Annotated in this window: 9 protein-coding genes; 6 read left to right on the forward strand and 3 right to left on the reverse strand. The window is 63.6% G+C overall.

Annotated features, from left to right (window positions below):
• Window positions 1-167: 167 nt before the first annotated feature.
• From NKJ04_RS33120 to NKJ04_RS33140, 5 genes are read left to right on the forward strand one after another with little or no spacing between them, the layout of a single operon-like run.
• Entirely contained in the window at window positions 168-1,709 is a 1,542-nt protein-coding gene (locus NKJ04_RS33120; RefSeq protein WP_352680027.1) for a sugar ABC transporter ATP-binding protein, read from the forward strand.
• A complete protein-coding gene (locus NKJ04_RS33125; protein WP_352680029.1) occupies window positions 1,706-2,683 on the forward strand; it encodes an ABC transporter permease in 978 nt (325 codons plus the stop codon). Before NKJ04_RS33120 ends, NKJ04_RS33125 begins: the two co-directional genes overlap by 4 nt.
• Window positions 2,680-3,675, forward strand: coding sequence for an ABC transporter permease (locus tag NKJ04_RS33130; RefSeq protein ID WP_352680031.1), 996 nt, complete (start codon window positions 2,680-2,682; stop codon window positions 3,673-3,675). Before NKJ04_RS33125 ends, NKJ04_RS33130 begins: the two co-directional genes overlap by 4 nt.
• Window positions 3,675-3,992: an L-rhamnose mutarotase gene (gene rhaM / locus NKJ04_RS33135; protein ID WP_352680033.1), complete on the forward strand. Its 318-nt coding sequence runs from the start codon at window positions 3,675-3,677 to the stop codon at window positions 3,990-3,992. Before NKJ04_RS33130 ends, rhaM begins: the two co-directional genes overlap by 1 nt.
• Complete coding sequence (locus NKJ04_RS33140; RefSeq protein WP_352680035.1) at window positions 3,989-5,365, forward strand: FGGY-family carbohydrate kinase; 1,377 nt, start codon at window positions 3,989-3,991, stop codon at window positions 5,363-5,365. The genes rhaM and NKJ04_RS33140 overlap by 4 nt, the downstream gene beginning before the upstream one ends.
• 86 nt (window positions 5,366-5,451) lie before the next feature.
• Here NKJ04_RS33140 and NKJ04_RS33145 read toward each other — a convergent pair whose 3' ends face one another.
• From NKJ04_RS33145 to galE, 3 genes are all read right to left on the reverse strand, one after another.
• Complete coding sequence (locus NKJ04_RS33145) at window positions 5,452-7,278, reverse strand: alanine racemase (protein WP_352680037.1); 1,827 nt, start codon at window positions 7,276-7,278, stop codon at window positions 5,452-5,454.
• A gap of 2 nt (window positions 7,279-7,280) precedes the next feature.
• Entirely contained in the window at window positions 7,281-8,531 is a 1,251-nt protein-coding gene (locus NKJ04_RS33150) for a D-amino acid dehydrogenase (protein ID WP_352680039.1), read from the reverse strand.
• Between the two features lie 105 nt (window positions 8,532-8,636).
• Window positions 8,637-9,632 (reverse strand): UDP-glucose 4-epimerase GalE, encoded by a 996-nt coding sequence (galE, locus tag NKJ04_RS33155; protein WP_352680041.1) that lies wholly within the window; start codon window positions 9,630-9,632, stop codon window positions 8,637-8,639.
• 268 nt (window positions 9,633-9,900) lie between these two features.
• On the opposite strand from galE, the gene hemA reads away from it, so the two are divergent.
• The coding region (gene hemA, locus NKJ04_RS33160; RefSeq protein ID WP_352680043.1) for a 5-aminolevulinate synthase at window positions 9,901-10,861 on the forward strand (961 nt) is incomplete at its 3' end.

Genomic DNA, 10,861 nt, shown 5'->3' on the forward strand with positions numbered 1-10,861 from the left:
CTCACTAAATATTTGGGCGGGCGCGGCGCCCCCCATACACTTCAAAAATTACAAATTTCTAATTTTTCTAATATTTTTTTTTTTGGGCCCCCTTTTTGTGGGGCGGGGGGGGGCCCCCCCCCCCCCCGCGACTTTAAACGGACCTTGTTTCAGGGCTTGATACGACTATGGACACGACAGCCCAACCCGGCACGGTGAAGGAGCGGCCTCTGGCCTCGGCTCCACGCCTGACGCTGTCCGGCATCTCCAAGAGCTTTCCCGGCGTGCGCGCGCTGCACAATGTCAGCCTGTCGCTCTATCCGGGCCAGGTGACGGCATTGATCGGCGAAAACGGCGCCGGCAAGTCGACGCTGGTCAAGATCATGACCGGCATCTACCAGCCCGACACGGGCACAATCAGCATCGACGGCGAGGCCGTCACCCTGCCCAGCGCGCATGCCGCCTTCGGGTACGGCGTCACCGCCATCCACCAGGAAACCGTGCTGTTCGACGATTTGACGGTTGCCGAGAACATCTTTCTCGGCCACGCACCGCGCACGCGCTTCAGCACCATCGACTGGCGCACGATGCGCAAAAATGCGCGCGAAGTGCTCGACACCATGCATGCCGGCCATATCGACGCCAACGCGCGGCTGAAGGACCTCGGCATCGCCAACAAGCATCTGGTCGCGGTTGCGCGTGCCATGTCGATCGACGCGCAAATCGTCATCATGGACGAGCCGACCGCCGCCCTTTCGATGAAGGAGATCGAGGAGCTTTTCCTGCTGATCGAATTCCTCAAAAGCGAAGGCAAGGCGATCCTGTTCATCAGCCACAAGTTCGACGAGATCTACCGTATCGCCGACCGCTACACGGTGTTCCGCGATGGCGAAATGGTCGGCGAAGGCCTGATCAAGGATGCCGGCCAGAGCCAGATCGTGCGTCTGATGGTCGGCCGCGCGGTCGACCACATCTTCCCGCAGCGCAAGGCCGAGATCGGCGCGCCGGTGCTTTCCGTTTCCGGCCTGTCGCATCCGACCGAATTCAACGATATCGGCTTCGAATTGCGCAAGGGCGAGATCCTCGGCTTCTACGGCCTTGTCGGCGCCGGGCGCAGCGAGGTGATGCAGGCGATATCGGGCATCACCCGCACCTCAAGCGGCACGATCACGCTGGAGGGCAAGGTGATCGCGCCGAAATCGGCTGCGGATTCGATCGATGCCGGCATCGTCTACGTGCCCGAAGAACGCGGCAAGCAAGGCGTGGTGATCGGCCTGCCGATCTTCCAGAACGTCTCGCTGCCTTCGCTCAAGCGCACCTCCAGATCCGGCCTGCTGCGGCTGGCTGAAGAGTTTTCGCTCGCCCGCTCCTACACCGAGCGGCTCGACCTCAGGGCCTCCTCGCTCAGCCAGGATGTCGGCACGCTGTCGGGCGGCAACCAGCAGAAGATCGTCATCGCCAAATGGCTGGCGACCGCGCCCAAGGTGATCATCCTGGACGAGCCGACCAAGGGCATCGACATCGGCTCCAAGGCCGCCGTGCACGGCTTCATGGCCGAACTGGTGGCACAGGGCCTGTCGGTGATCATGGTATCGTCGGAACTGCCGGAAATCCTCGGCATGTCCGACCGCGTCGTCGTCATGCGCGAAGGTCTCGTCGCGGCGGTCTACGACAACAAGGGGCTCGACGCCGAGACGCTGGTCAGGACGGCAGCAGGGATCGCGGCATGAAGGCATTCCTCAAATACCGCGAAATCTGGCTGTTCGCGGCCATCATCGTGCTGATCGGATTGATCTCGACGCGCTTCCCGGCCTTTGCCGACCCCGGCAATCTGCGCCAGGTGTTCAATGACACCTCGATCCTGATGATCCTGGCGCTGGGCCAGATGGTTGTCATCCTGACCCGGTCGATCGATCTGTCGATGGCGTCCAACCTCTGCTTCACCGGCATGGTGGTGGCCATGCTGAACGCCGCGCATCCGGCAATCCCGATCCCGCTGCTGATCGTCATCGCATTGGCCGTCGGCCTGGTGCTCGGCGCCATCAACGGCCTGCTGGTCTGGCGGCTGAACATCCCCTCGATCGTGGTGACGTTGGGCACACTCACCATCTATCGCGGCGCCACCTTCGTCCTGTCCGGTGGCGCCTGGGTCAATGCCGACAAGATGAGCCCGGACTTCATCGGCTTTCAGCGCGCCGCCTTCCTCGGCATTCCGGTGCTATCGTGGATCGCCATCCTGGTCATCGGGCTGTTCTTCATCTTGATGACACGCACCGCGCTCGGTCGCTCGATCTATGCCATCGGCGTCAACCCGACGGCATCGGTCTATGCCGGCATCGATGTCGGCCGGACGAAGTTCATCGTCTTCTGCATCTCCGGCATGATTGGCGGCCTCTCAGGCTATCTCTGGATCTCGCGCTATGTGATCGCCTCGGTCGAGGTCGCCAACGGCTATGAGCTCAACATCATCGCCGCCTGCGTCATCGGCGGCATCTCGATCGCCGGCGGCATCGGTTCGGTCGGCGGCGCGGTGCTCGGCGCTCTGTTCCTCGGCATCATCTCCAACGCGCTGCCGGTCATCAACATCTCGCCCTTCTGGCAGATGGCGATCTCGGGCAGCGCCATCATCCTCGCCGTCGTGCTCAATGCGCGCGGCGAACGCCGGCAGGGCCGCATCATCCTGCGGAAAGTGGAGGCGGCATGACCGACATCCCCGCCCCGCGCCACATTCCCGACCGGCTCGACAAGCCGTTCCGTGCGGCGATCTTTTCCTGGGAAGCACTGCTGGTGGTGGTGGCGGTCGCCATCTTCGCCATCAACAGCTTCGCCTCGCCCTATTTCCTCGACCCGTACTCGCTGTCCGATCTCACCTTCAATTTCACCGAGAAGGGCCTGATCGCCTTCGCCATGGCGTTGCTGATCATCTCCGGCGAAATCGACCTGTCCGTGGCCGCCATCATCGCGCTCGCCTCGACCATGATGGGCATGGCGGTGCAGGCCGGCGCCGGCACGCCAGTGCTGGTGCTGATCGGCATTGTCGTCGGGCTCGGCTGCGGCGCCTTCAACGGACTGCTCGTCACAAGGTTGGGATTGCCGTCCATCGTCGTCACCATCGGCACGATGAGTCTGTTTCGCGGCATCGCCTTCATCATCCTCGGCGACCAGGCCTACAAGGGCTATCCCGAAAGCTTCGCCTTTTTCGGCCAGGGCTATGTCTGGTGGGTGGTGTCGTTCGAACTTGTGCTCTTCCTCATCGCGGCCGTCGTTTACTGGTTCTTGCTGCACCGCACGAGTTTCGGCCGCCGTGTCTTTGCCATCGGCAACAACCCGGTCGCAGCACAATTTTCCGGCGTGCGCGTCGGCCGCACCAAGTTCATCCTGTTCTGCCTGACCGGGCTGATGTCGGGCATCGCCTCGGTGCTGATTACCTCGCGGCTCGGTTCGACCCGGCCTTCGATCGCACAGGGCTACGAGCTGGAAGTCATCACCATGGTGGTGCTCGGCGGCGTCAGCATTCTCGGCGGCGCTGGCAGCATTTTAGGCGTCGTGCTTGCCGCCTTCATCATGGGGTTGGTGACCTTCGGCCTCGGCCTGCTCAACGTGCCCGGCATCGTCATGTCGATCTTCATCGGCCTGCTGCTGATCATCGTCATCGCGCTGCCAATCGTCTGGCGGCGGCTGCGTGGTAACAGCTGATGCCGCAGAAATATGCGTTCAAGATGAATCTCAAGCCCGGCATGAAGGCCGAATACAAGAAGCGCCATGACGAGATCTGGCCGTCACTGGTTGCGCTCTTGAAGCAGGCCGGCGTGTCCGATTACTCCATCCATCTCGACGAGGAGACCAACGTCCTGTTCGGCGTGCTGTGGCGGCGAGACGACCACGGCATGGACGATCTGCCCAAGCATCCGGTGATGCAGCGCTGGTGGGCACACATGGCCGACATCATGGAAACCATGCCGGACAACGAGCCAGTGGCCGTGCCGCTGGAAACCGTGTTCCATATGGCATGAGTGCGATGCGCCACGTCGCCGTCATCGATATCGGCAAGACCAACGCCAAGGTGGCGCTGGTCGACCTAGCGACGTTGAGCGAAGTGGCGTTGCGCCGCATGGCGAATGCGCCGGTGCGGCAAGCGCCCTACCCGCACCACGATGTCGAGGCACTGTGGACATTCATCCTCGACAGCCTTGCCGGCCTCAACCGCGAACAGCGCGTCGACGCCATATCGATCACGACCCATGGCGCGACGGGCGCACTGGTCGACGCCTCGGGCGAACTGGTGCTGCCGGTGCTCGACTATGAATTCGATGGCCCCGACAGGCTGGTCGTGGATTATGACGCGATCCGCCCGCCTTTCGCCGAGACCGGCACGCCGCGCCTGCCGCTAGGCCTCAATCTCGGCGCACAATTCTTCTGGCAGCAGAAAAGCTTCCCGGCCGAATTCGCCAAGGCTGCCGCGATGCTGATGTACCCGCAATATTGGGCCTTGCGCCTGAGCGGCGTCGCCGCCAACGAAGTGACCTCGCTTGGTTGCCACACCGATCTGTGGAACCCGTGGACGGCGGATTTTTCATCATTGGTCGACAGCCTGGAATGGCGCGGGCTGATGGCGCCGGTGCGGCCGGCCCGAGATCGCCTCGGCCCGATCCTGCCCGCTGTTGCGGTGCGAACCGAACTCGATCCGCAAACGCCGGTCTTCTGCGGCCTGCACGATTCCAACGCCTCGCTGCTGCCGCATCTGCTGTCCGACAAACCGCCTTTCTCCGTCGTCTCGACCGGCACCTGGGTGGTGTCGATGGCGGTCGGCGGCACACAGATTGCGCTGGATGCCGCGCGCGACACGCTGGTCAATGTCAACGCACTCGGCAATCCCGTTCCCTCGGCGCGCTTCATGGGCGGCCGCGAGTTTTCCGTGCTGACAAAGGACCAGCCGGAGCAGTGGACCGAAGCTGATGTCGGCGCCGTTCTGGCGCGAAAGACCCTGCTGCTGCCATCGACCCAGCAAGGATCGGGGCCGTTCCCGCATCATGCCACGGCATGGCTCAACGCCGACGGCATGAACAATGGCCAGCGCTTTGCCGCCATCTCGTTCTATCTGGCGTTGATGACGGCGACCTGTCTCGACCTGATTGGCGCCGACGGCCCGACCACTGTCGAAGGCCCCTTTGCCTGCAACCGGCTCTTTGTCGGGATGCTGGCGGCAAGCACGGCACGCGCCGTCGTTGCGTCCGAGACCACCACCGGCACCAGCATCGGCGCTGCACTGCTGGCAACCGATCAACTGATGGCACAAGGCAAAGGCGAAACAATGGAGCCGCCTACCGACCCTGTCTGGGCGGACTACGTCAGCGCCTGGCGCGCGGCGGTCGAAGTGCAGGGATAGGGCCCGTCTGTTTGGGCATGATCTCTGGACAAACGGTTTCCGTTTGTCCGAGAAAACCGGAACCCACTTTTCGGGATCATGCTCAACTACAAGATCCGCTTGCCGAAAACCGACATGACGAAGTTGATCACGTCGGTGCCGATCCGGGGCTCCAGATCCGCGGTCAAGCCCGAAACATCCATTGACAGCAGACCGCCGGAGAGCGCGATCGCCTCCATCGCTTGATGCGTTTCGCGCACGGTCAGCCCTCCGGAGCCCGCAGCCCAGCCTGCGAATTCGGTTGCGGTAGGCGAGTAACTGACATGGAAGCCTTGCGTGCCCGATGTGGCGATGCGGATCGCTTCATGCATCAGGTCGCGCATGCCCATGGCATCGATATCGGTCATGGTGAAGGCGGAGACGCGTGAATCCTTCAACACCCGCGCTTCGGCCGGATCGGCGTGGCGCAAGCCGACGATGACGACATTCTCCGGCGACAGCTGCGGCTGCAGCGCACCCGCCTTGTGGTCGAGGCCGAGGGTACGCGCCAAGACCGAGCCTTCCGGCAGGTCGATGCCGTCCTCGTCCTCGGGCATCAGGGCGGCGATGGAATCGATCCAGATCAGGCCGAAGGAATGCGTCGCGCGCGCCGTTGCGGTCAGCGCCTTGTGGGCGATGCGACGGTCGGCGCCGGCAGTCAGCCGGATCAGCCCCGATGGCGGCCGCTCGATATCGGCCAACTCGACGACGTCGAAATTCATTGCTTCCAGCCGCGCGCCGGTGCCTTCCCGGGCTAGGATGCCGGCCGCCCCTTGTTCGGCCGTGATCTGCACCATCTTGCGGCCGGAAAAATCCTCGACGTCGTGCATCGGGGCCTTCTCGACATATTCCGAAGTCATCGCCAGCAGCATGGCGCCATAGCTCATGCGGAAGGCGAGGCGGTCGCCGACGGCCGGCGGCGGATCGGCGTCGGCGACATCCAGCAGCAAATGGTCACTGGAGGCACCGAGTACCCGTATGCCCTTGGCGATCGGCGTCAGCCCCTCGACCAGCACGTCCTCACGGCCGATATTGGCAATGGCGCGCAGCCTGTCGCCCTCGTCGGGGAAGACCGGCTGGTTGCCGAAGGCGTCGTAGCCGGACTGGCCGATCGGCCGTGACGGCTTGAGCTTGACCTCGATGATGTCGCTGGTCAGCCTGCAGGCATCGGGTTCGAGTTCGGCCCATGGCGTGTCGCGGAAGGTCTCGACGCCGCCTTGCAGGATCGCCTCGCCGACCCGCAGATTGTTGATGCCGGCCGGCAGCTTGCCTTCGAGCAGTAGCGGCAGCGACGACGAGGCGCCGCCGGAAATCCAGTCGAGGCTTTTGCCGGACAGGCGCTCGGTCTTGTAGGCGTGGGCGACGAGCTGGCCGAGATTTTCCGGCGTCGGCATGATGGCGCCGAAACAGCCGAGATTGGTGCCGATGCCGGCGATGCGCACGCCCTTGAATGCCTGGATCTGTTCGACCGTCGGGATCAGGTCGTTTGGCCAGATGCCTTCCCGAAGATCGCCGAGATCGATCATCAGCATGATGTCGTGGACCCGGCCCATGCGCTCGGCGATGCGCGAAATCTCGCGGATGGTGGCGAGTTCCGACTGCAGGCTGATGTCGACGGTGCGCACCACCTCCTCGACACGCGCCATCGGCGGGCTGCGCAACAGCATGATCGGCGCGTTGATGCCGCTGTCGCGCAGCCGGCGGATGTTCTCGAAGCGCGATTCGGCGATGCCCGCAACGCCGCCACGCAGCATGGCGCGCGCCACTTGCGGCATGCCGCAGGTGCCCTTGGTGACGCCGAACACCTTGATGCCCGACAGCGCGCAGCGCTCGACGATCGTGCGCGCATTGCGCTCGATGCGGCCAAGGTCGATGGCGACTTGCGGTCCCGACATCTCTAGCTCCCGTAGACCAGTCCCTGCGGGTCGATCTCCGGCTTGCGGCCGGAAACGAGGTCGGCAAGGAATTTGCCGGAGCCGCAGGCCATGGTCCAGCCGACATGACCGTGGCCGGTGTCGAGATAGAGGTTCTTGTAGCGCGCCTGGCCGATGACCGGCACCGAGTTGGGCATCATCGGCCGCAGGCCCGCCCAGAACACAGCCTTCTTCTCGTCGAAGGCACCTGGGAAAAGATCCTTGCCGGTGCTGATGATCGTCTTGAAATCGGCGGGCTTGAAAGTTCGATCGAAGCCGGTGAATTCAGCCGTCGAGGACATCCGCAAGCGGTTGCCCAGCCTGGAATAGCCGATCAGCCGGTCCTCGTCGGCGCCGCCCATGGTCGGTCCCTTGCTTTCGTCCTCCAAGGGAATCGTCGCGGTATAGCCTTTTACCGGATAGACAGGCAGGTCGATGCCGTAGCGGCGCCCGAGCAGGCCGCTCTCCGGTCCCATCGAGATGACCACGGCATCGCCAGCGACCGGGCCGGCCGACGTCATCACCGCGCGCACATGATCGCCCTCGATGTCGAGGCCTTCGACTGTCGTTGCGAACAGGAATTTGACGCCGAGCTTCTCGGCAGCATAGGCGGCCAGCCTGTCGACAAACTGCTTGGAATCTCCGGTCTGGTCGGTTGGCGAATAGACGCCACCGGCAATCTTGTCCTTGACGCCGGCAAGGCCTGGTTCCAGCTCGACCAGCCGGTCGCGGCCGACGATTTCGATCGGCAGGCCGTGCTTGGCAAGATAACGGTAATTGTCGGTACCGGTGTCGAGGCTCTTTTGCGAGCGGAAGAAATAGAGAATGCCCTTCTTGCGCTCATCGTAGTGGATGCCGGTGGCTTCCGAAAGCGCATTGATGCAGTCGCGCGAATAGAGCGCGAGCCTGAGCTTGATGTCGGTGTTGGCGCGCAGGCGCGCCACCGTGCACTGGCGCAAGAAACGCATGCTCCAGGCAAGGAAATAGGGATCGAGGCGCAGCCTGACCTTGATGCCGAGATCATGGTTGTAGAGCCCGCGCAGGAAGGTCTTCAAAGCCGCCGGCGAGGCCCAGGCGGTGGCGTCACCCGGTGACACCAGGCCGGCGTTGGACTGGCTGGTGCCTTGTGCCACCGCCGGATGGCGCTCGATCACTGTCACCTCATGGCCGTCGCTGGCCAGATAATAGGCGGCCGCCGTACCGACGACACCGGCCCCGAGCACCGTTATTTTCATGCCATCCCCCAAGAGCTCCTCGCGGTGCGGCGCCTCCGCGCCTTGCCGCGAATGCCTTCAATAGCGCTTCACTGCCCGCCTTGCGAGCCCTTGGGAGGACCCGGTTCAGCCGCGCGCGGAGTTCTTGCCGGTCAGGATGCGCTCCCAGGCGAGCGCGTCGGCGACGATCTGGTCGAGATCGTCGCGTTGCGGGGTCCAGCCGAGCTCGGCGCGGGCGAGATCCGAATTGGCAACCACCGCCGCGGCATCGCCGGGACGGCGATCGCCCATCTTCACCTCGAAATTATGGCCGAAGGCGCGGCGCACGCTGTCGATGACCTCGAGCACCGAATAGCCATGGCTGTAGCCGCAATTGGCGACGAGGCTGGTGCCCCCGGCGCGCAACCGTTGCAGGGCCAGGCGATGCGCCGCCGCCAGGTCGCTGACATGGATGTAGTCGCGCATGCAGGTGCCGTCCGGCGTCGGATAATCGGTGCCGAACACCTGCATGAACGGCCGCTTGCCGAGTGCCGTCTCGCAGGCAACCTTGATCAGATGGGTGGCGCCCGGCGTCGACTGGCCGGTGCGGCCCTTCGGGTCTGCGCCGGCGACGTTGAAGTAGCGCAGCGCGGTATAGCGCAGGCTATGCGCGATCGACGCGTCGCGCAGCATCCACTCACTCATCAGCTTGGACAGGCCATAGGGCGATTCCGGCGACAGGCGGGCGTCCTCGCGCACCGGCTCCAGCCCGGCGCCGCCATAGACGGCGGCGGTCGAGGAAAAGATGAAATTGGGCACGCCTTCGCGCACCGCGGTTTCGATCAGCGTGCGCGTCTTCGAGGTGTTGTTCTCATAGTAGCTGAGCGGGTCGGCAACCGATTCCGGAACCACGATCGAGCCGGCGAAATGAATGATCGCGTCGACCTTGTTCTCCCTGATGACCGAGCCGACCAATTCCCGGTCGGCGACATCGCCGACGACCAGCTTGGCCTCGGGCGCCACCGCCCATTCGAAACCGGTGGAAAGACGGTCGAGAACGACCACGCTTTCGCCGGCATCCAGCAGCTCCCAGACCATATGGCTGCCGATGTAACCGGCGCCGCCTGTAACCAAAACCGTCATCCGCGTCCTCGCTTATCCAAGATTTATCGGAAACTGTCTCAACCCCCGCTCTACTGGAAAGCCCGCCGCATGACCATTGGAACCCGTGGTAACCGGCATTGCCGGCCAGTGGCATCGTCCTGAAACAAAGTTGATCCACATCAAGGGAATAGGCCACGATCCGTGGTCGTTAGGAACAGGTCCGGGGCGTGGCATTTTGACCAAAAAGGCCAGGTGGACGACCAACAGGCCAATGATTATGATCCCGCGCAAAAATTGGGAAGTCGACATGAACTATCAGCGGTTCTTCGAGGAAGCGATCGACCAGCTCCATGCCGAGCGTCGCTACCGCGTTTTCGCCGACCTGGAGCGCATCGCGGGCAAGTTCCCGCGCGCCATCTGGCGTTCCAATGGCCGCGCCGAGGAAATCACCGTCTGGTGCTCCAACGACTATCTTGGCATGGGCCAGCATCCCGACGTCATCGCCGCGTTCCAGAATACGGCAGGCAAAATGGGTTCGGGCGCCGGCGGCACCCGCAACATTTCCGGCACCTCGAACCCGCTGGTCGAACTCGAGGTGGAGCTTGCCGATCTGCACGACAAGGAAGCGGCACTGGTCTTCACCTCCGGTTTCGTCTCCAACGAAGCCTCGATCTCGACCATCGCGAAGCTTTTGCCCAACTGCCTGATCATCTCGGACGAATTGAACCACGCCTCGATGATCGAAGGCGTGCGGCGTTCCGGCGCCGAGAAGAAGATCTTCCGCCACAACGACGTGGCGCATCTGGAAAGCCTTTTGCAGGCGGCGGGGCTCGAACGCGCCAAGCTGATCGTCTTCGAAAGCGTCTATTCGATGGATGGCGACATCGCGCCGATCAGAGAGATCGTCGAACTCGCCGAGCGCTACAACGCCATGACCTATATCGACGAGGTCCATGCCGTCGGCATGTACGGGCCGCGCGGCGGCGGCATCACCGAGCGAGAAGGCCTGGCCGACCGCATCGACATCATCGAAGGCACGCTGGCCAAGGCATTCGGCACGCTGGGCGGCTACATCACCGGCACCAGCGCCGTGATCGACGCCGTGCGTTCCTATGCGCCGGGCTTCATTTTCACCACGGCACTGCCGCCGGCGATCGCGGCTGCCGCGACCGCGTCGATCCGTCATCTCAAGCGCTCGCAGGCCGAGCGCGACGCCCAGCAGCAGCAGGCGAGCCGAACCAAGCAGATCCTGTCGGCCGCCGGCCTGC

The organism is Mesorhizobium sp. M0618, from assembly GCF_040320765.1.
Classification (GTDB): Bacteria; Pseudomonadota; Alphaproteobacteria; order Rhizobiales; family Rhizobiaceae; genus Mesorhizobium.

Bases quoted from the DNA above. Each gene is read 5' to 3' on its own strand.
- NKJ04_RS33120 (WP_352680027.1), top strand. From the start codon at position 168: ATGGACACGACAGCCCAACCCGGCACGGTGAAGGAGCGGCCTCTGGCC.
- NKJ04_RS33125 (WP_352680029.1), top strand. From the start codon at position 1,706: ATGAAGGCATTCCTCAAATACCGCGAAATCTGGCTGTTCGCGGCCATC.
- NKJ04_RS33130 (WP_352680031.1), top strand. From the start codon at position 2,680: ATGACCGACATCCCCGCCCCGCGCCACATTCCCGACCGGCTCGACAAG.
- rhaM (WP_352680033.1), top strand. From the start codon at position 3,675: ATGCCGCAGAAATATGCGTTCAAGATGAATCTCAAGCCCGGCATGAAG.
- NKJ04_RS33140 (WP_352680035.1), top strand. From the start codon at position 3,989: ATGAGTGCGATGCGCCACGTCGCCGTCATCGATATCGGCAAGACCAAC.
- NKJ04_RS33145 (WP_352680037.1), bottom strand. From the start codon at position 7,278: ATGTCGGGACCGCAAGTCGCCATCGACCTTGGCCGCATCGAGCGCAAT.
- NKJ04_RS33150 (WP_352680039.1), bottom strand. From the start codon at position 8,531: ATGAAAATAACGGTGCTCGGGGCCGGTGTCGTCGGTACGGCGGCCGCC.
- galE (WP_352680041.1), bottom strand. From the start codon at position 9,632: ATGACGGTTTTGGTTACAGGCGGCGCCGGTTACATCGGCAGCCATATG.